The organism is Escherichia albertii, assembly GCF_028622335.1.
GTDB classification, from domain to species: domain Bacteria; phylum Pseudomonadota; class Gammaproteobacteria; order Enterobacterales; family Enterobacteriaceae; genus Escherichia; species Escherichia albertii.
This window is the reverse complement of record NZ_CP117568.1, coordinates 1,122,406-1,143,216: the sequence shown is the minus strand read 5'-3', so window position 1 is coordinate 1,143,216 and position 20,811 is coordinate 1,122,406. Positions and strand designations below refer to the sequence as shown.

At 47.8% G+C, this 20,811-nt stretch carries 38 protein-coding genes and 1 pseudogene; 19 read left to right on the top strand and 20 right to left on the bottom strand.

The window, feature by feature from the left end; all coding sequences use genetic code 11:
• Positions 1-25: 25 nt before the first annotated feature.
• From PS053_RS05795 to PS053_RS05700, 20 genes and pseudogenes are all read right to left on the bottom strand, one after another.
• The gene (locus tag PS053_RS05795) at positions 26-370 is read right to left on the bottom strand and encodes a hypothetical protein (protein ID WP_001281192.1); all 345 of its coding nucleotides are present in this window, start codon (positions 368-370) and stop codon (positions 26-28) included.
• Between the two features lie 118 nt (positions 371-488).
• Positions 489-731 (bottom strand): DUF4222 domain-containing protein, encoded by a 243-nt coding sequence (locus tag PS053_RS05790; RefSeq protein ID WP_000457736.1) that lies wholly within the window; start codon positions 729-731, stop codon positions 489-491.
• A gap of 74 nt (positions 732-805) precedes the next feature.
• The gene (locus PS053_RS05785; protein WP_001345188.1) at positions 806-1,156 is read right to left on the bottom strand and encodes a DUF551 domain-containing protein; all 351 of its coding nucleotides are present in this window, start codon (positions 1,154-1,156) and stop codon (positions 806-808) included.
• Entirely contained in the window at positions 1,153-1,710 is a 558-nt protein-coding gene (locus tag PS053_RS23140; RefSeq protein ID WP_012817803.1) for an ead/Ea22-like family protein, read from the bottom strand. Before PS053_RS23140 ends, PS053_RS05785 begins: the two co-directional genes overlap by 4 nt.
• 44 nt (positions 1,711-1,754) lie before the next feature.
• Positions 1,755-1,976: a TraR/DksA family transcriptional regulator gene (locus PS053_RS05775; RefSeq protein ID WP_000763358.1), complete on the bottom strand. Its 222-nt coding sequence runs from the start codon at positions 1,974-1,976 to the stop codon at positions 1,755-1,757.
• Between the two features lie 98 nt (positions 1,977-2,074).
• Positions 2,075-2,290, bottom strand: a complete 216-nt coding sequence (locus PS053_RS05770) for a hypothetical protein (protein ID WP_000188870.1) — start codon at positions 2,288-2,290, stop codon at positions 2,075-2,077.
• 76 nt (positions 2,291-2,366) lie between these two features.
• A complete protein-coding gene (locus tag PS053_RS05765) occupies positions 2,367-2,558 on the bottom strand; it encodes a DUF1382 family protein (RefSeq protein ID WP_000548547.1) in 192 nt (63 codons plus the stop codon).
• On the bottom strand, positions 2,531-2,713 hold the full coding sequence (locus PS053_RS05760) for a DUF1317 domain-containing protein (protein ID WP_049029061.1): 183 nt from the start codon (positions 2,711-2,713) through the stop codon (positions 2,531-2,533). Before PS053_RS05760 ends, PS053_RS05765 begins: the two co-directional genes overlap by 28 nt.
• On the bottom strand, positions 2,710-3,390 hold the full coding sequence (locus PS053_RS05755; RefSeq protein ID WP_000186837.1) for a lambda exonuclease family protein: 681 nt from the start codon (positions 3,388-3,390) through the stop codon (positions 2,710-2,712). Before PS053_RS05755 ends, PS053_RS05760 begins: the two co-directional genes overlap by 4 nt.
• Complete coding sequence (gene bet, locus PS053_RS05750) at positions 3,387-4,172, bottom strand: phage recombination protein Bet (RefSeq protein WP_000100845.1); 786 nt, start codon at positions 4,170-4,172, stop codon at positions 3,387-3,389. The genes PS053_RS05755 and bet overlap by 4 nt, the downstream gene beginning before the upstream one ends.
• Before the next feature lie 5 nt (positions 4,173-4,177).
• Positions 4,178-4,474 (bottom strand): host-nuclease inhibitor Gam family protein, encoded by a 297-nt coding sequence (locus PS053_RS05745; RefSeq protein ID WP_000995467.1) that lies wholly within the window; start codon positions 4,472-4,474, stop codon positions 4,178-4,180.
• A 74-nt stretch (positions 4,475-4,548) separates the two neighbouring features.
• A complete protein-coding gene (gene kil, locus PS053_RS05740) occupies positions 4,549-4,692 on the bottom strand; it encodes a host cell division inhibitory peptide Kil (RefSeq protein WP_000372937.1) in 144 nt (47 codons plus the stop codon).
• Positions 4,661-4,825, bottom strand: a complete 165-nt coding sequence (locus PS053_RS05735) for a protease FtsH-inhibitory lysogeny factor CIII (RefSeq protein ID WP_001198861.1) — start codon at positions 4,823-4,825, stop codon at positions 4,661-4,663. The genes kil and PS053_RS05735 overlap by 32 nt, the downstream gene beginning before the upstream one ends.
• 72 nt (positions 4,826-4,897) lie before the next feature.
• The gene (locus tag PS053_RS05730; RefSeq protein WP_000065374.1) at positions 4,898-5,266 is read right to left on the bottom strand and encodes a DUF2528 family protein; all 369 of its coding nucleotides are present in this window, start codon (positions 5,264-5,266) and stop codon (positions 4,898-4,900) included.
• A 195-nt stretch (positions 5,267-5,461) separates the two neighbouring features.
• Positions 5,462-5,911 (bottom strand): hypothetical protein, encoded by a 450-nt coding sequence (locus PS053_RS05725; protein WP_053901473.1) that lies wholly within the window; start codon positions 5,909-5,911, stop codon positions 5,462-5,464.
• Between the two features lie 58 nt (positions 5,912-5,969).
• The gene (locus PS053_RS05720) at positions 5,970-6,242 is read right to left on the bottom strand and encodes a transcriptional antitermination N peptide (protein ID WP_000088203.1); all 273 of its coding nucleotides are present in this window, start codon (positions 6,240-6,242) and stop codon (positions 5,970-5,972) included.
• Positions 6,220-6,439 (bottom strand): annotated as a pseudogene (locus PS053_RS05715) (hypothetical protein). The gene PS053_RS05720 and the pseudogene PS053_RS05715 overlap by 23 nt, the downstream one beginning before the upstream one ends.
• A gap of 265 nt (positions 6,440-6,704) precedes the next feature.
• A complete protein-coding gene (locus PS053_RS05710; RefSeq protein WP_000158654.1) occupies positions 6,705-6,833 on the bottom strand; it encodes a hypothetical protein in 129 nt (42 codons plus the stop codon).
• Between the two features lie 15 nt (positions 6,834-6,848).
• Positions 6,849-7,211, bottom strand: a complete 363-nt coding sequence (locus tag PS053_RS05705) for a hypothetical protein (protein ID WP_000193240.1) — start codon at positions 7,209-7,211, stop codon at positions 6,849-6,851.
• Between the two features lie 268 nt (positions 7,212-7,479).
• Positions 7,480-8,184, bottom strand: a complete 705-nt coding sequence (locus PS053_RS05700; protein ID WP_000428099.1) for a LexA family transcriptional regulator — start codon at positions 8,182-8,184, stop codon at positions 7,480-7,482.
• Between the two features lie 113 nt (positions 8,185-8,297).
• Here PS053_RS05700 and PS053_RS05695 point away from each other — a divergent pair, with 113 nt between their 5' ends.
• From PS053_RS05695 to istB, 19 genes are all read left to right on the top strand, one after another.
• Positions 8,298-8,531, top strand: a complete 234-nt coding sequence (locus PS053_RS05695; protein ID WP_000064149.1) for a hypothetical protein — start codon at positions 8,298-8,300, stop codon at positions 8,529-8,531.
• A gap of 138 nt (positions 8,532-8,669) precedes the next feature.
• Complete coding sequence (locus PS053_RS05690; RefSeq protein ID WP_000438538.1) at positions 8,670-8,969, top strand: CII family transcriptional regulator; 300 nt, start codon at positions 8,670-8,672, stop codon at positions 8,967-8,969.
• A 32-nt stretch (positions 8,970-9,001) separates the two neighbouring features.
• Positions 9,002-9,901 (top strand): replication protein, encoded by a 900-nt coding sequence (locus tag PS053_RS05685; protein ID WP_089584188.1) that lies wholly within the window; start codon positions 9,002-9,004, stop codon positions 9,899-9,901.
• Positions 9,898-10,599, top strand: a complete 702-nt coding sequence (locus PS053_RS05680) for a replication protein P (RefSeq protein WP_053896188.1) — start codon at positions 9,898-9,900, stop codon at positions 10,597-10,599. The genes PS053_RS05685 and PS053_RS05680 overlap by 4 nt, the downstream gene beginning before the upstream one ends.
• On the top strand, positions 10,596-10,886 hold the full coding sequence (locus tag PS053_RS05675) for a protein ren (RefSeq protein ID WP_000145931.1): 291 nt from the start codon (positions 10,596-10,598) through the stop codon (positions 10,884-10,886). Before PS053_RS05680 ends, PS053_RS05675 begins: the two co-directional genes overlap by 4 nt.
• A gap of 73 nt (positions 10,887-10,959) precedes the next feature.
• Positions 10,960-11,400, top strand: coding sequence for a recombination protein NinB (locus PS053_RS05670; RefSeq protein ID WP_000736913.1), 441 nt, complete (start codon positions 10,960-10,962; stop codon positions 11,398-11,400).
• Positions 11,397-11,924 (top strand): phage N-6-adenine-methyltransferase, encoded by a 528-nt coding sequence (locus PS053_RS05665; RefSeq protein ID WP_059217994.1) that lies wholly within the window; start codon positions 11,397-11,399, stop codon positions 11,922-11,924. Before PS053_RS05670 ends, PS053_RS05665 begins: the two co-directional genes overlap by 4 nt.
• A complete protein-coding gene (locus PS053_RS05660; RefSeq protein WP_001254256.1) occupies positions 11,921-12,103 on the top strand; it encodes a NinE family protein in 183 nt (60 codons plus the stop codon). The genes PS053_RS05665 and PS053_RS05660 overlap by 4 nt, the downstream gene beginning before the upstream one ends.
• Complete coding sequence (locus PS053_RS05655; protein WP_059257245.1) at positions 12,100-12,270, top strand: protein NinF; 171 nt, start codon at positions 12,100-12,102, stop codon at positions 12,268-12,270. Before PS053_RS05660 ends, PS053_RS05655 begins: the two co-directional genes overlap by 4 nt.
• Complete coding sequence (locus PS053_RS05650; RefSeq protein WP_059257244.1) at positions 12,263-12,868, top strand: recombination protein NinG; 606 nt, start codon at positions 12,263-12,265, stop codon at positions 12,866-12,868. Before PS053_RS05655 ends, PS053_RS05650 begins: the two co-directional genes overlap by 8 nt.
• Positions 12,865-13,071 (top strand): phage NinH family protein, encoded by a 207-nt coding sequence (locus tag PS053_RS05645; protein WP_059217943.1) that lies wholly within the window; start codon positions 12,865-12,867, stop codon positions 13,069-13,071. Before PS053_RS05650 ends, PS053_RS05645 begins: the two co-directional genes overlap by 4 nt.
• A complete protein-coding gene (locus PS053_RS05640; RefSeq protein ID WP_054413073.1) occupies positions 13,049-13,714 on the top strand; it encodes a serine/threonine protein phosphatase in 666 nt (221 codons plus the stop codon). The genes PS053_RS05645 and PS053_RS05640 overlap by 23 nt, the downstream gene beginning before the upstream one ends.
• Positions 13,711-14,334: an antitermination protein gene (locus PS053_RS05635; RefSeq protein WP_054413075.1), complete on the top strand. Its 624-nt coding sequence runs from the start codon at positions 13,711-13,713 to the stop codon at positions 14,332-14,334. The genes PS053_RS05640 and PS053_RS05635 overlap by 4 nt, the downstream gene beginning before the upstream one ends.
• A gap of 252 nt (positions 14,335-14,586) precedes the next feature.
• Positions 14,587-15,330: a hypothetical protein gene (locus tag PS053_RS05630; RefSeq protein WP_001302581.1), complete on the top strand. Its 744-nt coding sequence runs from the start codon at positions 14,587-14,589 to the stop codon at positions 15,328-15,330.
• 85 nt (positions 15,331-15,415) lie between these two features.
• The gene (locus PS053_RS05625; protein ID WP_064763535.1) at positions 15,416-15,574 is read left to right on the top strand and encodes a DUF3927 family protein; all 159 of its coding nucleotides are present in this window, start codon (positions 15,416-15,418) and stop codon (positions 15,572-15,574) included.
• Positions 15,575-15,907: 333 nt separating this feature from the next.
• The gene (locus PS053_RS05620; RefSeq protein ID WP_059225691.1) at positions 15,908-17,761 is read left to right on the top strand and encodes an SASA family carbohydrate esterase; all 1,854 of its coding nucleotides are present in this window, start codon (positions 15,908-15,910) and stop codon (positions 17,759-17,761) included.
• 221 nt (positions 17,762-17,982) lie between these two features.
• A complete protein-coding gene (locus PS053_RS05615) occupies positions 17,983-18,282 on the top strand; it encodes a class II holin family protein (RefSeq protein WP_273774773.1) in 300 nt (99 codons plus the stop codon).
• Positions 18,283-18,392: 110 nt separating this feature from the next.
• Complete coding sequence (gene istA / locus PS053_RS05610; RefSeq protein ID WP_256878094.1) at positions 18,393-19,928, top strand: IS21-like element ISSso4 family transposase; 1,536 nt, start codon at positions 18,393-18,395, stop codon at positions 19,926-19,928.
• 16 nt (positions 19,929-19,944) lie between these two features.
• Complete coding sequence (istB, locus tag PS053_RS05605) at positions 19,945-20,700, top strand: IS21-like element ISSso4 family helper ATPase IstB (RefSeq protein ID WP_001282649.1); 756 nt, start codon at positions 19,945-19,947, stop codon at positions 20,698-20,700.
• The last annotated feature ends 111 nt before the right edge of the window (positions 20,701-20,811 follow it).

Sequence of the window (20,811 nt, the reverse complement as noted above, 5' to 3'; positions counted from 1 at the left end):
GGCCTCATTGAGTGTGAGGCTGTGGTTAGTCCTTGCGTAGCTCGCTAATTCTTCTGTAAGTCTCTGGTGCTTTGTTTCCGTGTATCTTCATTTCAGACTTCAACAGAGCGACGAGGGAATCCCATTCGTTGAGGATGCCTTTGAATGCCGGAACGCGCTTTGCAACCTTGTCGAATGAATCTCTGATTTCTGGAATCTGCTCAACAAGTGCAACGCATCGCCGGAAGTCTGCTGCGTCATGTGGAGCGCCGAAGTGATGACCATAGATATTCTTTTTCAGTCCACATGCGATTGAGGCAAGAGTTGCGCTACTGATGCCAACATCGCCAGTCGATTGCCATTTCAAAACCTTCATAGCCAAATCTGACATTTCTTGTCTCCATAAAACAAAACCCGCCGTAGCGAGTTCAGATAAAAGAAATCCCCGCGAGTGCGAGGATTGTTATTCATTGCCGATATTCACCTTTATCGCGAACACCTTTACCGGTTTATCTCCTTTGCATGGCGCGTAATTTTTTCAGATGGTTCTCCTGCTCTGTTTCAGCCAGAATTTGTCGGTATTCCTGGTGATCGATCCGTTCAAACAGTTCATTAAAATCGTTTATTTTTACCGACTGTGTTCGCCCATCCATTCTTCTGTACAACACAGTGTTGTTTATGCAGCGAAGAATTTTTATCGGGTAGCCGGCGCTATCGGTGTATATCTGACCACGTTGAATCAGAGCGAACATTCCTTTATCCCCAGCGGAAAAGCGAATACAGAATAAATGCCACCGCGATTGCAACTCCTACAGCGGTGAATGCTTCAGGCCAATTCATCATTCACTCCCTGCGGCGGTTCTGGTAGCAGCATCCAGTACAAGGCGTTCCCTAACCACGATAAAGTGCCGTCGCTCAACTCCACGTATTCCTCTTGTACCTGTCCTGCCATATACTCACCGTGCTTTGAATAAATTAAAATCCAATCATCTTGAGCGGGCATTCGCTCACTACAGCTTATCCAACCACCCGGACTTACCGGAGAGTTGCCAGTCTTACGCATGGCAATCTCCACGATTTCAACCATATCTCCTGGCAGAATTTTACAAAGCTGGCCAAAGCGCCTCTGCTGCCTGGCATACTCGAGGATGTGCTCCAGTTTGGTTCGATTAATCATGATTTATCTCCCTTAAGCATGGCTGCACGGCAGGCGTTCCAGCCTCTCACCTCTGCAATAGCTGCAACAGCATCAACTGTGTACATGCTAAGAGGGTTAGGCATTGGTTTTTCTTCCGGTACTACTGGCGATGGCTGTTTGGCTTCTAAATCAGCAATTCTGTCAACTACGGCATCGACAGCATCTGAAAAACTGAAACAGTTACTCCACTCAGGCCTATCCCCGGTTGTTGCGAAGTACATATCAGCTAAAGCAGACTCAGCATGGTCACGCTCGTTAATGAGTTGCTCTTCGCTTTTCTCCAGTTCAGCAATACGTTTACTCCCATCCGAGATAACACCTTCGTAATACTCACGCTGCTCGTTGAGTTTTGATTTTGCTTCCTCAAGCTCAACACGCAGCTTCCCTACCGTTAGCGCAATTTCCTCGTTCTCCTGGTCGCGGCGTTTGATGTATTGCTGGTTTCTTTCCCGTTCATCCAGCAGTGCCAGCACAATCGATGGTGTTACCAGCTCATGGAAAAGGTCCGCATCAAATCCCCAGTCGTCATGCATTGCCTGCTCTGCCGCTTCACGCAGTGCCTGAGAGTTAATTTCGCTCACTTCGAACCTCTCTGTTTACTGATAAGCTCCAGATCCTCCTGGCAACTTGCACAAGTCCGACAACCCTGAACGGCCAGACGTCTTAGTTCATCTATCGGATCGCCACACTCACAACAATGAGTGGCAGATATAGCCTGGTGGTTCAGGCGGTGCATTTTTATTGCTGTGTTGCGCTGTAATTCTTCAATTTCTGATGCTGAATCAATGATGTCTGCCATCTTCCATTAATCCCTGAATTGTTGGTTAATACGCTTGAGGGTGAATGCGAACAATAAAAAAGGAGCCTGTAGCTCCCTGATGATTTTGCTTTTCATGTTCATCGCTCCTTAAAGACGCCGTTTAACATGCCGATCGCCAGACTTAAATGAGTCGGTGTGAATCCCATCAGCGTTACCGTTTCGCGGTGCTTCTTCAGTACGCTACGGCAAATGTCATCGACGTTTTTATCTGGAAACTGCTGTCTGGCTTTTTTGATTTCAGAATTAGCCTGACGGGCAATGCTGCGAAGGGCGTTTTCCTGCTGAGGTGTCATTGAACAAGTCCCATGTCGGCAAGCATAAGCACACAGAATATGAAGCCTGCTGCCAGAAAAATGCATTCTGTTGTTGTCATGCCGGGTCTCTCTCGTTTGCTTCTGCTTTCGCCGCCATCATTTCCAGCTTTTGTGAAAGGGATGTGGCTAACGTATGAAATTCTTCGTCTGTTTCTACTGGTATTGGCACAAACCTGACTCCAATTTGAGCGAGGCTATGTGCCATCCCGATACTCGTTCTTAATTCAACAGGAGATGCTTTGTGCATACAGTCCCTCGTTTATTATTTATCTCTTCAGCCAGCCGCTGTGCTTTCAGTGGATTTCGGATAACAGAAAGGCCGGGAAATACCCAGCCTCGCTTTGTAACGGAGTAGACGAAAGTTATCGCGCCTACCCGGATATTATCGTGAGGATGCTTCATCGCCATTGCTCCCCAAATACAAAACCAATTTCAGCCAGTGCCTCGTCCATTTTTTCGATGAACTCCGGCACCATCTCGTCAAAACTCGCTATGTACTTTTCATCCCGCTCAACCACGACATAATGCAGGCCTTCACGCTTCATTCGCGGGTCATAGTTGGCAAAGTACCAGGCATCTTTTCGCGTCACCCACATGCTGTACTGCACCTGGGCCATGTAAGCCGACTTTATGGCCTCGAAACCACCGAGCCGGAACTTCATGAAATCCCGGGAGGTAAACGGGCATTTCAGCTCAAGGCCATTGCCGTCACTGCATAAACCATCGGGAGAGCAGGCGGTGCGCATACTTTCGTCGCGATAGATGATCGGGGATTCAGTAACATTCACGCCGGAAGTGAATTCAAACAGGGTTCTGGCGTCGTTCTCGTACTGTTTTCCCCAGGCCAGCGCCTTAGCATTAACTTCCGGAGCCACACCGGTGCAAACCTCAGCAAGCAGGGTGTGGAAGTAGGACATTTTCATGTCAGGCCATTTCTTTCCGGATCGGGGTTTTGCTATCACGTTGTGAACTTCTGAAGCTGTAATGACGCCGAGCCGTAATTTGTGCCACGCATCATCCCCCTGTTCGACAGCTCTCACGTCGATCCCGGTACGCTGCAGGATAATGTCCGGTGTCATGCAGCCACCTTCTGTTCAGAGGCTTTCTGTTTCAGGAATCCAAGAGCTTTCACTGCTTCGGCCTGTGTCAGTTCTGACGATGCGCGAATGTCGCGGCGAAATATCTGGGAACAGAGCGGCAATAAGTCGTCATCCCATGTTTTGTCCAGGGCAATCAGCAGAGTGTTAATCTCCTGCATGGTTTCATCGTTAACCGGAGTGATGTCGCGTTCCGGCTGACGTTCTGCAGTGTATGCGGTATTTTCGACAATGCGCTCGGCTTCATCCTTGTCATAGATACCAGCAAATCCGAAGGCCAGACGGGCACACTGAATCATGGCTTTATGCCGTAACATCCGTTTGGGATGCGACTGCCACGGTCCGGTGATTTCTCTGCCTTCGCGGGTTTTGAATGGTTCGCGGCGGCATTCATCCATCCATTCGGTAACGCAGATCGGATGATTACGGTCTTTGCGGTAAATCCGGCATGTACAGGATTCATTGTCCTGCTCAAAGTCCATGCCATCAAACTGCTGGTTTTCATTGATGATGCGGGACCAGCCATCAACGCCCACCACCGGAACGATGCCGTTCTGCTTGTCAGGGAAGGCGTAAATTTCTTTCGTCCACGGATTAAGGCCGTACTGGTTGGCGACGATCAGCAATGCGATGAACTGCGCATCGCTGGCATCACCTTTAAATGCCGTCTGGCGAAGAGTGGTGATCAGTTCCTGTGGGTCGACAGAATCCATGCCGACACGTTCAGCCAGCTTCCCTGCCAGCGTTGCGAGTGCTGTACTCATCCGTTTTATACCTCTGAATCAATATCAACCTGATGGTGAGCAATGGTTTCAACCATGTACCGGATGTGTTCTGCCATGCGCTCCTGAAACTCAACATCGTCATCAAACGCACGGGTAATGGCTTTTTTGCTGGCCCCGTGGCGTTGCAAATGATCGATGCATAGCGATTCAAACAGGTGCTGGGGCAGGCCTTTTTCCATGTCGTCTGCCAGTTCTGCCTCTTTCTCTTCACGGGCGATCTGCTGGTAGTGACGCGTCCAGCTCTGAGCCTCAAGACGATCCTGAATGTAATAAGCGTTCATGGCTGAACTCCTGAAATAGCTGTGAAAATATCGCCCGCGAAATGCCGGGCTGATTAGGAAAACAGGGAAGGGGGTTAGTGAATGCTTTTGCTTGATCTCAGTTTCAGTATTAATATCCATTTTTTATAAGCGTCGACGGCCTCACGAAACATCTTTTCATCGCCAATAAAAGTGGCGATAGTGAATTTAGTCTGGATAGCCATAAGTGTTTGATCCATTTTTTGGGACTCCTGGCTGATTAAGTATGTCGATAAGGCGTTTCCATCCGTCACGTAATTTACGGGTGATTCGTTCAAGTAAAGATTCGGAAGGGCAGCCAGCAACAGGCCACCCTGCAATGGCATATTGCATGGTGTGCTCCTTATTTATACATAACGAAAAACGCCTCGAGTGAAGCGTTATTGGTATGCGGTAACGCAGCGCTCAGGCGGCTTTGATAGTCATATCATCTGAATCAAATATTCCTGATGTATCGATATCGGTAATTCTTATTCCTTCGCTACCATCCATTGGAGGCCATCCTTCCTGACCATTTCCATCATTCCAGTCGAACTCACACACAACACCATATGCATTTAAGTCGCTTGAAATTGCTATAAGCAGAGCATGTTGCGCCAGCATGATTAATACAGCATTTAATACAGAGCCGTGTTTATTGAGTCGGTATTCAGAGTCTGACCAGAAATTATTAATCTGGTGAAGTTTTTCCTCTGTCATTACGTCATGGTCGATTTCAATTTCTATTGATGCTTTCCAGTCGTAATCAATGATGTATTTTTTGATGTTTGACATCTATTCATATCCTCATAGATAAAAAATTGCCCTCACATCGGAGGGCAAAGAAGATTTCCAATAATCAGAACAAGTCGGCTCCTGTTTAATTATGAGCGACATTTCTCCGTGTATTCACTCGTTGGAATGAATGCACAGTGCAGTGTTTATTCTGTTGTTTATGCCAAAAATAAAGGCCGACTATGCGGCCTAAAATTACTTAACCAATGATGCTGCATATTCGATAAGGTAAAGCTTTGGGGCCAGCCAAATTTTTAACCAAGTCATATTGGTTACTACAGCAATAATAAAACTTACCCACAGAACAAAAACTGCAGCTAATGGTAAGATTAGAAAACTAATCTCACCGTTACTTTCCCAAATCATAGTCGGTTTGTATTTAGTCTTCCCCTTATCCCATGACCATCCTTCATCATCGAACTTACCAATTTCAACTTTTTGGCACTGTTTCTTCATAAACCAGAAAACCAGCGGGATTGTTAAAATGGCTATTAATGTTTTAATCAGACTGTCAACCATATTCCATAGCAGTAACTGATGAACAACATCAGGAATCTGTGCCTGGCTAAATGAGACAGCCGCGTCTATTCCATTACTGGCTTTTTGCAATAGTTCTATGAGAATCTTATTTGCCTGTTCTTCCATATATCACCTCAAATAAGTGGTTTGCTGCCTAATTTCATTTTCTGGCGAACAGTGCAGGTTACCTCGCTGTCAGTTGTTTTGATTTCCGGTAGCCTGCCGCGTAAAGAGCTACGTTCGGAAGACAAGTTGAACCTTCATATTTTCTGGTCAACGTTGTCAGAGTTATAACTTCTGCTCTCATTGCTGGTTTGCGCTTGCATTGCAAGACCACTCGTGAAGGGGTTGGCCTGTGTAGCTTGTCGGAGCTAATCGCCTCCTGACTTTGCAGGTTTGCGCGACGAGCTCTACGGCGAGAAGCTGCGGTGCCTTTAAATTCTGTTTTTCTGGACATAGATTCCTCCCGAATAAACTTTGGCGATGCAATCTCGAAGCTCCTCCTGAGACGGTTACTTCGGCATTGCATCCCACAGCTTATGTGGTTGGGTGATCTGGCTTTTCAGCCACGTAGTCGAGTGTTCGACGTTGTTTAAAGAGCCTGCCAGTCTGCTCCGTTTGGCTTACAGCGTCCTGCTGATGAGTTGACTTTATCGAAATGATAAACTAATGACAATAGCAAAATGATAAATTGTTTGGGTTTTCAAATATCATGTTGATTATTATGGTTTTTTATTTGATTGCGGGAATTTATCAGAAGGAATGAAGAGACTTGAGGGGGATCAGAATTTCGTGGTTTAGAAAGTTGTATCTATCAATTTTTCAATAAATACAATTGGTTAAGGTGTTATTAGGTGTGGGGATCGTGAGGCAAAGAAAACCCGGCGCTGAGGCCGGGTTCTGTCATCTAACTTAAGTATCAAGCCGCTTTTTGTGAATGATTGATGTGAGCTTCAAAGTCGCGGCGTAGATTTTGAACGCGCTCTACACATCCGCGCATTTCAGCCAAAAGCTTACTAACGGCAGTATAGTCAAACGCTTTAGTCATTTTTTTTCCCCTCGTTTAAATGTAAGGCTCAACATCAAGGGCTGCTATTGCTGCGCACAATGCGTCAGGATCGTCAGCATCGATGGCTTGAGCCAGGTCATTAGCCAGTATAAGTAACTTATCGATGACAGCGATTTCGCTGGTCTTATCTACACGAAAGTATGGGAGCAGAGCATTACATACGTCTCTGAATGTCCGTAATTCTGCGACAACGTTCGAAAAGGTAGGATCTTTCTTACGAAGATCCACCAATGGCGCTACTTTAGCTGTTTTCAGCATTGCACTAATCTCGCCAATCATTGTTCCATGCAGACGATTAAATTCATCAACAGCTCGGTCATGCAAGCTCTTGTTGATTGGCAATACGTTTTGGGTCACTAACTATACTCCTTATATAGGTGTTCGCCAACAGATTTTCAATATGACTTGGGCGATTTCTGAACAATAAGCACGATTTAGCAATGATTAATTGATGTTAAGCACAAATATCTCTACATCGTGCATTTTTAACTATTTATACACATAAAATCTAATAAATGGATATAAACCTTATGATGATTTTTCTCAATCGAATTGAATAATGATCTCTATCACATCACCCAAACGTCTCTTCAGGCCACTGGTTACCAGCTATGTGACGATGAAGTCACGAACTTTTCAGCCACTCCCTTGCCTCGATGTCATCCAGATGGCGAGATTGCTTCAGAATACCAGCCACATACTCCACCTTTGCTACTTGATGATAAGGCAACGTTATTGGCCTGTGGTCCTGGTTGATGCTTGTAAATTGGTATTCTCCATCTCTGTCATAGCCAAGAACTTTGATCATGTTGTGTCCTTCAACAGTTCTGACAAACACCTCATCCCCCGGGAATACTTTGGTGTTAGGCTCAATGAGTACATATTCTCCTGATTTTATTCTGGGCCACATGCTGTCTCCTTTCACACGAAGACCAAAGGCATCTGGATCATCGCTATAAATATTGAGCCACCCATCGCGCTCTTCGGTCATCTCGATGGCACCATCAACACCAAGAATTGCCTCACCAACCACGCGCACTAACCCTTTTCTTACCTGACCGACAAAAGTTAAAGAATCTGAGCATGATGCAATTGGTGTTACATCATGTACCAAATCAAGCCACCCATTAGGTAACCCAAGTGCGGCTTCGAATTTTCTTGCTAGTTTATCCCCTATGTTTCGAGTGCTTTTTTCACCGGAGACTTGCGTGAGTTGAGAAGGGCTAACTCCAAGCTTATCGGCAAAGCTTGCATTAGTGTTACCCGCGATTTTTTTATGCTCATCTAGCAAAAACGCCAGATTCGATTTGCGAATATCTTTGTTTTCCATCCCACGATTCTCCCTCTATTTAGCAAATGGATAAATATGCATTTTGATAAATCTTCATTGTGTTTTATTTATCAAAATGGTAAAGTCGCTCTGTGTGATAAACGGAGGCACTAATGAGTAATGAACTACTACGCTGGCGAAAAGAGGCTTCTAGTGAGGAATGGAAGCGACTCGCCGCATTAGCGAATACTTCAGTTGGCTATCTTGATCAGATTGCATATGGGTTTCGAAGAGCTTCCCCAGATAAAGCGAATGCAATCGAAGAAGCCACTCGTAATTTCACGGGTTATAAACCTGTGAAAAAGGAAAATCTGGTGTTCGTATCGCGTAGAGCATCAGCAGCATAAGTAACCCCGCTCTTTGTAACAACGGACATTCGTCCTACGTCGCTGAAAAGCGAGTTCCAAGATATCTGACCAACTAAGGCCATATGCGTTTCCACGCATACCTTTCAACTAGCTATTCACTATTGGAAATCTTAAGAAATGGAACAAACAAGTTACAGCAAACTATCACAGCGTGATGTTGATCGCGCAGAAACAGATTTACTTATCAACCTGTCAACGCTTACCCAGCGCGGTCTGGCAAAGATGATTGGCTGTCATGAATCGAAGATAAGCAGAACGGACTGGAGATTTATTGCTTCGGTCTTGTGTGCTTTCGGAATGGCATCAGACATCAGTCCGATTAGCAGAGCTTTTAAGTATGCGCTTGATGGACTCACCAATAAAAAACGCCCGGTGTGCAAGACCGAGCGTTCTGAACAAATCCAGATGGAATTCTGAGGGAATTACTGGATCAATCCACAGGAGTCATTATGACAAATACAGCAAAAATACTCAACTTCGGCAGAGGTAACTTTGCCGAACAGGAGCGTAATGTGGCAGATCTCGATGATGGTTACGCCAGACTATCAAATATGCTGCTTGAGGCCTATTCAGGCGCAGATCTGACCAAGCGACAGTTTAAAGTGCTGCTTGCCATTCTGCGTAAAACCTATGGGTGGAATAAACCAATGGACAGAATCACCGATTCTCAACTTAGCGAGATTACAAAGTTACCTGTCAAACGGTGCAATGAAGCCAAGTTAGAACTCGTCAGAATGAATATTATCAAGCAGCAAGGCGGCATGTTTGGACCAAATAAAAACATCTCAGAATGGTGTATCCCTCAAAACGAGGGAAAATCCCCTAAAACGAGGGATAAAACATCCCTCAAATTGGGGGATTGCTATCCCTCAAAACAGGGGGACACAAAAGACACTATTACAAAAGAAAAAAGAAAAGATTATTCGTCAGAGAATTCTGGCGAATCCTCTGACCAGCCAGAAAACGACCTTTCTGTGGTGAAACCGGATGCTGCAATTCAGAGCGGCAGCAAGTGGGGGACAGCAGAAGACCTGACCGCCGCAGAGTGGATGTTTGATATGGTGAAGACCATCGCCCCATCAGCCAGAAAACCGAATTTTGCAGGGTGGGCTAACGATATCCGCCTGATGCGTGAACGTGACGGACGTAACCACCGCGACATGTGCGTGCTGTTCCGCTGGGCATGCCAGGACAACTTCTGGTCCGGTAACGTGCTTAGCCCGGCCAAACTCCGCGACAAGTGGACCCAGCTCGAAATCAACCGTAACAAGCAACAGGCAGTCGTGACAGCCAGCAAACCAAAACTCGACCTGACAAACACAGACTGGATTTACGGGGTGGATCTATGAAAAACATCGCCGCACAGATGGTTAATTTTGACCGTGAGCAGATGCGTCGGATCGCCAACAACATGCCGGAACAGTACGACGAAAAGCCGCAGGTACAGCAGGTAGCGCAGATCATCAACGGTGTGTTCAGCCAGTTACTGGCAACTTTCCCGGCGAGCCTGGCTAACCGTGACCAGAACGAACTGAACGAAATCCGCCGCCAGTGGGTTCTGGCTTTCCGGGAAAACGGGATCACCACAATGGAACAGGTTAACGCAGGAATGCGCGTAGCCCGTCGGCAGAATCGACCATTTCTGCCATCACCCGGGCAGTTTGTTGCATGGTGCCGGGAAGAAGCATCCGTTATCGCCGGACTGCCAAACGTCAGCGAGCTGGTTGATATGGTTTACGAGTATTGCCGGAAGCGAGGCCTGTATCCGGATGCGGAGTCTTATCCGTGGAAATCAAACGCGCACTACTGGCTGGTTACCAACCTGTATCAGAACATGCGGGCCAATGCGCTTACTGATGCGGAATTACGCCGTAAGGCCGCAGATGAGCTTGTCCATATGACTGCGAGAATTAACCGTGGTGAGGCGATCCCTGAACCAGTAAAACAACTTCCTGTCATGGGCGGTAGACCTCTAAATCGTGTTCAGGCGCTGGCGAAGATCGCAGAAATTAAAGCTAAGTTCGGACTGAAAGGAGCAAGTGTATGACGGGCAAAGAGGCAATTATTCATTACCTGGGGACGCATAATAGCTTCTGTGCGCCGGACGTTGCCGCGTTAACAGGCGCAACAGTAACCAGCATAAATCAGGCCGCGGCTAAAATGGCACGGGCAGGTCTTCTGGTTATCGAAGGTAAGGTCTGGCGAACGGTGTATTACCGGTTTGCTACCAGGGAAGAACGGGAAGGAAAGATGAGCACGAACCTGATTTTTAAGGAGTGTCGCCAGAGTGCAGCGATGAAACGGGTATTGGCGGTATATGGAGTTAAAAGATGACCATCTACATCACTGAGCTAATAACAGGCCTGCTGGTAATCGCAGGCCTTTTTATTTGGGGGAGAGGGAAGTCATGAAAAAACTAACCTTTGAAATTCGATCTCCGGCACATCAGCAAAACGCTATTCACGCAGTACAGCAAATCCTTCCAGACCCAACCAAACCAATCGTAGTAACCATTCAGGAACGCAACCGCAGCTTAGACCAGAATCGAAAGCTTTGGGCTTGCCTTGGTGACGTCTCTCGTCAGGTTGAATGGCATGGTCGCTGGCTGGATGCAGAAAGCTGGAAGTGCGTTTTTACAGCAGCATTAAAGCAGCAGGACGTTGTTCCTAACCTTGCCGGGAATGGCTTTGTGGTAATAGGCCAGTCAACCAGCAGGATGCGTGTAAGCGAATTTGCGGAGCTATTAGAGCTTATACAGGCATTCGGTACAGAGCGTGGCGTTAAGTGGTCAGACGAAGCGCGACTGGCTCTCGAATGGAAAGCGCGATGGGGAGATCGGGCTGCATGACTATCAAATCAAATACGCCAGCACACGACAAGGACTGCTGGCAAACGCCGCTTTGGCTTTTTGATGCACTGGATATTGAGTTTGGATTCTGGCTGGATTCGGCAGCGAGCGACAAAAATGCTCTGTGTGCTCACTGGCTAACTGAGGCTGACGACGCGCTCAATTCTGAGTGGGTAAGCCACGGTGCAATCTGGAATAACCCACCGTACAGTAATATCAGACCGTGGGTGGAAAAAGCCGCTGAGCAGTGCATACAACAGCGACAGGCGGTAGTGATGCTTGTGCCAGAAGATATGTCTGTCGGCTGGTTCAGCAAGGCTCTGGAGAGCGTTGACGAAGTTCGCATTATCACTGATGGACGGATTAATTTTATCGAACCATCGACAGGGCTGGAGAAGAAGGGAAACAGCAAAGGCTCCATGCTGCTGATTTGGCGACCGTTCATCAGTCCTCGACGGATGTTTACTACCGTATCCAAAGCGGCATTGATGGCAATCGGGCATGGCGTCAGGAGGGCGGCATGAGGCGACAGCGACGAAGTATCACCGACATAATCTGCGAAAACTGCAAATACCTTCCAACGAAACGCTCCAGAAATAAACGCAAGCCAATCCCAAAAGAATCTGACGTAAAAACCTTCAACTACACGGCTCACCTGTGGGATATCCGGTGGCTAAGACATCGTGCGAGGAAAACAAGGTGATTGACCAAAATCGAAGTTACGAACAAGAAAGCGTCGAGCGAGCTTTAACGTGCGCTAACTGCGGTCAGAAGCTGCATGTGCTGGAAGTTCACGTGTGTGAGCACTGCTGCGCAGAACTGATGAGCGCTCCGAATAGCTCGATGCACGAGGAAGAAGACGATGGCTAAACCAGCGCGAAGGAAATGCAAAATATGCAAGGAATGGTTTCACCCGGCATTCTCAAATCAGTGGTGGTGCTGCCCGGAACACGGAACTCAATTAGCACTCGAACGACGAAGTAAAGAACGCGAAAAAGCGGAAAAAGCAGCAGAGAAGAAACGACGACGAGATGAACAGAAACAGAAAGATAAACTTAAGATTCGAAAACTCGCCTTAAAGCCCCGCAGTTACTGGATTAAACAAGCCCAACAAGCCGTAAACGCCTTCATCAGAGAAAGAGACCGCGACTTACCATGTATCTCGTGCGGAACGCTCACGTCTGCTCAGTGGGATGCCGGACATTACCGGACAACTGCTGCGGCACCTCAACTCCGATTTGATGAACGCAATATTCACAAGCAATGCGTGGTGTGCAACCAGCACAAAAGCGGAAATCTCGTTCCGTATCGAGTCGAACTGATTAACCGCATCGGGCAGGAAGCAGTAGACGAAATCGAATCAAACCATAGCCGCCATCGCTGGACTGTCGAAGAGTGCAAGGCGATCAAGGCAGAGTACCAACAGAAACTCAAAGACCTGCGAAATAGCAGAAGTGAGGCCGCATGACGTTCTCAGTAAAAACCATTCCAGACATGCTCGTTGAAGCATACGGAAACCAGACAGAAGTAGCACGCAGACTGAAATGTAGTCGCGGTACGGTCAGAAAATACGTTGATGATAAAGACGGGAAAATGCACGCCATCGTCAACGACGTTCTCATGGTTCATCGCGGATGGAGTGAAAGAGATGTGCTATTACGAAAGAATTGATGGCAGCAAATACCGAAATATTTGGGTAGCTGGCGACCTGCACGGATGCTACACGAACCTGATGAACAAACTGGATACGATTGGATTCGATAACAAAAAAGACCTGCTTATCTCGGTGGGCGATTTGGTTGATCGCGGTACAGAGAACGTTGAATGTCTGGAATTAATCACATTCCCCTGGTTCAGAGTTGTACGTGGAAACCATGAGCAAATGATGATTGATGGCTTATCAGAGCGTGGAAACGTCAATCACTGGCTGCTTAATGGCGGTGGCTGGTTCTTTAATCTCGATTACGACAAAGAAATTCTGGCTAAAGCTCTTGCCCATAAAGCAGAAGAACTTCCGTTAATCATCGAACTGGTGAGCAAAGGTAAAAAATATGTCATCTGCCACGCCGATTATCCTTGTGACGAATACGAATTTGGAAAGCCAGTTGATCATCAGCAGGTAATCTGGAACCGCGAACGAATCAGCAACTCACAAGACGGGATCGTGAAAGAAATTAAAGGCGCGGACACGTTCATCTTTGGTCATACGCCAGCAGTGAAACCACTCAAGTTTGCCAACCAGATGTATATCGATACTGGCGCAGTGTTCTGCGGAAACCTCACATTGATTCAGGTACAGGGAGAAGGCGCATGAGACTCGAAAGCGTAGCTAAATTTCATTCGCCAAAAAGCCCGATGATGAGCGACTCACCACGGGCTACGGCTTCTGACTCTCTTTCCGGTACTGATGTGATGGCTGCTATGGGGATGGCGCAATCACAAGCCGGATTCGGAATGGCTGCATTCTGCGGTAAGCACGAACTCAGCCAGAAAGACAAACAAAAGGCCATCAACTATCTGATGCAATTTGCACACAAGGTATCGGGGAAATACCGTGGTGTGGCAAAGCTTGAAGGAAATACTAAGGCAAAGGTGCTGCAAGTGCTCGCAACATTCGCTTATGCGGATTATTGCCGTAGTGCCGCGACGCCGGGCGCAAGATGCAGAGATTGCCACGGTACAGGCCGTGCGGTTGATATAGCCAAAACAGAGCAGTGGGGGAGAGTTGTCGAGAAAGAGTGCGGAAGATGCAAAGGCATCGGCTATTCAAGGATGCCAGCAAGCGCCGCATATCGCGCTGTGACGATGCTAATCCCAAACCTTACCCAACCCACCTGGTCGCGCACTGTTAAGCCGCTGTATGACGCTCTGGTGGTGCAATGCCACAAGGAAGAGTCAATTGCAGACAACATTTTGAATACGGTCACACGTTAGCAGCATGATTGCCACGGATGGCAACGTATTAATGGCATAATATTGACTTTTTGAATAACTTTGGGTAAATTTGACGCCAACAATGGGTGTTTTTTGCCTGCCATTGATGAATCTCAATAACCTGCCACCGAGTAGTTTTTATGCCCTGAATTGTATTTGTGTAGTAAACATGCTGACTGCAATGTAATAGAGTTTTTTTAGCCTGTAACCTCTTGACGGCATTGAATTGCTTTTGTTATGAGTTGTAAGCCAATGTTATCATCTTGTATTGGGGTGGTTATGAAGGATGGTGCGCTGCTCAGGAGTTCTTCACTTTTTATTGCCTATATGGGATGCCTTGGATGGGGGAGTGCTTATTTCTATGGATGGGGTACTTCTTTTTACTACGGCTTCCCATGGTGGATTGTAGGTGCAGGTGTTGATGATGTTGCCAGAAGTTTATTTTTTGCAGTTATCGTCATTGCTATATTTCTTATCGGTTGGGGTATTGGTGTTGTATTCTTTTTCGCAGTGAAAAGAAAACATTCTATGCAAGAGCTAAATGTATTTCGCCTTTATTTTGCTGTGGAATTATTGTTTGTGCCGGCAATTATTGAGTTTTCTATATTGAGACAGAAGATTCAGGTACCTCTTTTGCTACTGTCAGCAGCGATTGCGCTGGCGGTTACAATTTCGATAAGATCTTATGGGCGATTTTTATCGGTATCATGCTTCTATGATAAGCCATTTATAAAAAAACATTTTTTTGAGATTGTGATGATTGCTTTTGTGGCATATTTCTGGCTTTTTTCATTTCTGACAGGATATTACAAACCACAGTTTAAGAAAGAATATGAAATGATTAATTATAATGATGGTTGGTATTATGTTCTTGCTCGTTATGATAATTGTCTGGTTTTGTCTACTTCTTTCAATGCAGGTAGTAAAAGGTTTGTCATTTATCAATCAGCACAAGATAAGAATCTTCAGGTTGATATTGTAAGGACCAGAATTTAATTGGCTGCATAAATAATATTTTAAGTTGCAAGTTGGCTATTCGTAGGAATAGAACCTTAGACATGCAGAATGCGTTTTCTGAACATTGTTTTGTAAACCGTGTCTGCTTGCTGTTGTGATCCTGCTTTTAGTGATGGTGATAATGGATTTCACCAGCAGAATTATGTCGGTGCTGGCGGATGGCGTTCTGGTCTGCAGCATTATGGTATTGCTGTGGCCTATGATGAAAAAACAGACTGAATAATGCTTGATTTTTTTGTTTGCTGTTTATTAAAAACATTTCTGCATGGTGAATTCCCCTGTATGGGGGGCGACTGGTGAATGTCGAATACTTCGATTAATTGTCGATTGGCGGCTGACGCGGGTTCGGTTGCACCAGGCTGAACTCACCGGGAAGCTCCCGGTACCATGCGTATATCACAATTGTTATTCCAGTTATCATTTTCCTTGTGAGTTTTGGCTGCGCATGGCGCGGCCTTTTTTTACGGCCTGCTATTGGCAGATGTTCATCCTGTGATTTTCTTCTGTTCCTGCTCCGGCCTTTCCCTACTTTATTCCTGTGCATGAGAGAAATTTGATGTCGATTAAACGTTATGATTTGGTCAGGGCTGCCTCGCCGTCAGATCTGGCGGAAAAACTGACACAAAAGCTGAAAGAGGGCTGGCAGCCATACGGCGGACCGGTTGCCATTACGCCGTACACACTGATGCAGGCGGTGGCTATTGAAGGAGATCCACAGGTCGGCCCTTCATCTGAGCCGGACTGGTTCTACGTGGTTGTGCTTGCCGGACAGTCCAACGGCATGGCCTACGGTGAAGGGCTTCCGTTGCCGGATTCTTACGATGCTCCGGATCCGCGCATTAAACAGCTGGCGCGCCGCAGCACGGTAACTCCGGGTGGAGAGAGTTGTACGTATAACGACATCATCCCGGCTGACCACTGTCTGCATGATGTGCAGGATATGAGTACGCTGAATCATCCGAGGGCTGACCTAAGCAAAGGTCAGTATGGCTGTGTGGGGCAGGGACTTCATATTGCCAAAAAACTGCTCCCGTATATCCCGAATAATGCGGGGATCCTGCTGGTACCATGCTGTCGTGGTGGTTCGGCATTTACCCTGGGCGCGGAGGGGACATTCAGTGCGGACACGGGGGCCAGCCAGGATTCGGCGCGCTGGGGTGTGGGTAAACCGTTATATCAGGACCTGATTGTGCGCACCAAAGCTGCATTACAGAAGAACCAGAAAAATGTGTTGCTGGCGGTGTGCTGGATGCAGGGAGAGTTTGACATGAGCGCCGCCACCTACGCACAGCAACCTGCTCTGTTTACAGCCATGCTGAAGCAGTTTCGTGCTGACCTCACTGTGTTTAACGCGCAGTGTCATGGTGGCAGTGCTGTAAATGTGCCGTGGATTTGTGGTGACACGACGTATTACTGGAAAAACACCTACGGCACGCAGTACAACACCATTTACGGGGCGTACAAAAACAGGGAGAGTGAGGGCGTTTATTTTGTGCCGTTCATGACAGACGGTAACGGCGTCAATACCGCCACTAATGCGCCGGCAGAAGATCCAGATATTCCGGCATCAGGATATTACGGTGCGGCATCGAGAACGAATGGAAACTGGGTATCATCAAACCGCCCGACACATTTTAGTTCATGGGCGCGCAGGAGCATTATTTCGGATCGCCTGGCAACCGCTATTCTGAACGCAGCCGGGCGCACCTCAGCCTTCATCAGTGGTAAGGCACCGGAAATCAACCCCTCGCCCGGCGGCGATACGCCATCGGGGCCGTCTGATAGCGAAACATCCGTCCGCACAGTCTCCCTGCTGCCGGCAGACGGAGAGGCTGCTACGCAGGGCTGGACTATTAAAGATGGCGGAATTCAGCTGGCAGATGGTGTATTTAAGATCACCAAGCAGAGCAATAAAACCTGGTCCCTGGCGCATCCGGTGGATGACGCAATTACCCTGCTGACACAGGGCGGCAGGCTGACTTGTAAGTTCCGCCTGTCTGGAGCTCTGACTAATAATCAGTTCGGGCTGGGGATTTATCTGTATACGGACGCTCCCGTTCCTGATGGTGTGGCGATGACGGGTACCGGTAATCCGTTCCTGATGTCGTACTTCACTCAGACCACTGACGGTAGACTGAATCTGATGCATCACAGGAAAGCAGGAAACACGAAGCTGGGGGAATTTGGGGGCTACAGTAACGACTGGCAGACGCTGGAGCTGGTGTTCACCGCCGGCAGTGCCACGGTTACTCCGAAACTGAATGGAGTGGCTGGCCCGGCATTCCAGGTTATAAAAGACAGTCTGACTCTGGGACTGAATGCGCTGACGCTGACGGATGTTACAAAAAATGCAGCGTATGGCGTTGAGATAGAAAGTCTGATGCTGGAGATAAATGCACCGGCATCATAATAAAAAAACGCCAGCGTAGTAGAAGAGAAGATTACGCTGGCGTAGGGATATACCCCGTGGAGAAATGATATGTAACACATATCGGGGATATTTCTATATAAACATTATAATTATTGTCAATCATAATGGTCAGGTATTATGACGTTTATGCATCAGAGCCATCAGTAATTAACTGGTGGCTTTTTTATTGTTGTCAGCTTCCGGATAACGGGAGACGGGGTATGTACCAGATGGAAAAAATCACAACAGGTGTGTCATACACCACGTCAGCGGTGGGGACGGGATACTGGTTACTGCAGCTGCTGGACAAAGTCTCTCCATCCCAGTGGGTGGCGATAGGTGTGCTAGGGAGCTTGGTTTTTGGCCTGCTGACGTACCTGACAAATCTTTATTTCAAGATTGCAAAATGGCATCTGAATCGATCGCAGTTTGGCATTCGAATCGATCATGATTTGGCATCCATCTCCGATCACAGTTTGGCATCACAATCGATCACGATTTGGCATACTTCCGATCATTGATTGGAATTCGCCAGTCACTCCGGGAATTAACTCTTTTCACCACAGTCTCCATTGCCGTGTTTAAACCAGTGGAGACGTCAATGTCCAAAAAGAGAAAATCCAGGAGCACTATGGAAACTTGTTTTAAGATCCTTCAGCTCAAGTTCGATAAGAAGCTGACTAACCGTTGTATCGGACTGACGTTACACATCAGCGCCTCAACCGTTTTTGAGGTTCTTGCCCGCTTCAAAGCCTCTTCTCTGTCATGGCCATTACCTGCGGATATATCCCATGACACGCTGGAGAAACTCATTTTCCCGCCCAAAGACACCTCTGCGTCAGAGCTTGTTATGCCTGACATGCTGTACTTCGATACGGAAATGAGAAAACCTGGCGTGACGCGCCAACTGTTGTGGATGGAATACAAGGCACAGGCGGGTGACAAAGCGATGGGATACTCACACTTCTGCCGTTGCTACCGGAAGTGGAAAAAAACGCGACGCCTCTCCATGCGACAGGAGCATCGTGCTGGCGAAAAGCTCTTTATCGACTTCTGTGGTCCTACGGTCCCTGTTATTAATCCGGACACCAGAGAGATACGCCGCGTGGCAATCTTCGTGGCTGTAATGGGGGCGTCCAACTATACCTATGTTGAAGCGTGCGAAGGTCAGGACATGATGTCATGGTTAAATGCCCACAGCCGTTGCCTGACCTTCCTGGGCGGCGTACCGAAGCTGCTCATCCCCGATAACCTCAGAAGCGCAGTGAAAAAAGCCGATCGCTATGAGCCTGTCATCAACGACAGTTATCAGGCGCTGGCTGAGCACTATGGCACGGTTATTATCCCGGCCCGCCCGCGCAAACCTAAAGATAAACCAAAAGCAGAAAACGGCGTCCTCATCGTCGAGCGATGGCTTCTTGCCCGCATCCGTAATGAAACCTTCCACACGCTCAGGGCGCTGAATGCACGCCTTCGGGAGTTGCTGACGGACATGAATAACCGACCAATGAAGGGATACGGTAATCAAACCCGCGCAGAACGCTTCCGCATGCTGGATGCACCAGCACTCTCTCCGCTGCCTCTGGAGCCTTATGAATACACGGAATACAAAGCCGTGAAGGTTGGCCCTGACTACCACGTTGAATATGCCCGTCACTGGTACTCCGTTCCACACGAACTGGTCGGTCAGCGTCTGTCACTGAAGGTGGGGCAGTCGGTGGTACAGCTCTGGCACAAGGGGCAGTGTGTGGCGCAACATCCGCGCAGCACACATGAATATAAACACACAACCAATCCGCTTCACATGCCAGAACGCCACCGGCGGCATGGGACATGGACACCGGAACGCCTTATCGAGCAGGGAAACCGTACAGGTCCGTCCACAGGCCGGGTGGTTGAATCCATGCTGAAAGCCAAACCCCATCCGGAGCTGGCTTACCGTGCAGTCCTGGGTCTGCTGGCACTTCAGAAAAAATACGGCCCGGAACGGCTGGAAAAGGCCTGTTACGTTGCCCTGCACTATAACGCCCCGGACAGACGCTTTATCGACAATCTGCTGCGTCATCATCGGGATAACGTTGAGCTTCCGTTATCCCGCCAGGGCGAACAACATCCGGCATATGCTTCAGAGCATGAAAACCTGCGTGGTCCTGGCTACTACCACTGACAGAAGGAACAACCGTATGAGTGATAATCTGTTAAACAAACTGACCCAACTGAAACTCCCGGCGATGGCCGGGAGCCTGATACGGCAACGGGAAACGCCTCAGACTTACGACGAACTGTCGTTCGAGGAAAGGCTGACACTGCTGGTTGATGACGAGCTTCTGAGCAGAGAAAACAGTCGTGTGGCACGGTTGAGAAAAAATGCCTGCCTGAAATATCAGGCAACACCGGAAGGGCTGCGTTATCCGGCCTCAAGAGGTCTGCGGGCTGAACAGATGAGGGAACTGCTGAACGGCCACTACATAATCCACAGGAAAAACCTACTGATAACCGGTCCGACAGGATGCGGTAAGAGCTGGATAGCCAATGCGCTGGGCGAACAGGCATGTCGACAGAAATACAGCGTCCGGTACTGTAGAACCGGGCGATTACTGGAACAGTTGGCTCAGGGACGTGTTGATGGCAGTTGGCTGAAATATCTGAAACAGTTGCAAAAAATACAGGTTCTAATCCTGGACGATCTGGGGCTGGAACAGTTAAGTAACGCCCAGTGTAATGACCTTCTGGAGATCACAGAGGATCGTTACGGACAAAGCAGCACGATAGTGGTAAGCCAGTTCCCGGTAGATAAATGGCATGGTCTGATGGAGAACCCAACAACAGCAGATGCCATCCTGGACAGACTGGTACATAACTCACACAGAGTGGTCCTTCAGGGAGAGTCCCTGAGGAAAAATCCCCCGACAGTGGAAAGCAGCGAAAAAACGAGTTAAAAAGCGGTAGAAAAAGTTAAGTTCCCGGTTGATCGAATGGATGCGAATCGCTGATCGAACTTCGATGCCAATCCGTGATCGAATAGAGCGGAATACGCACAAGATTAAAGA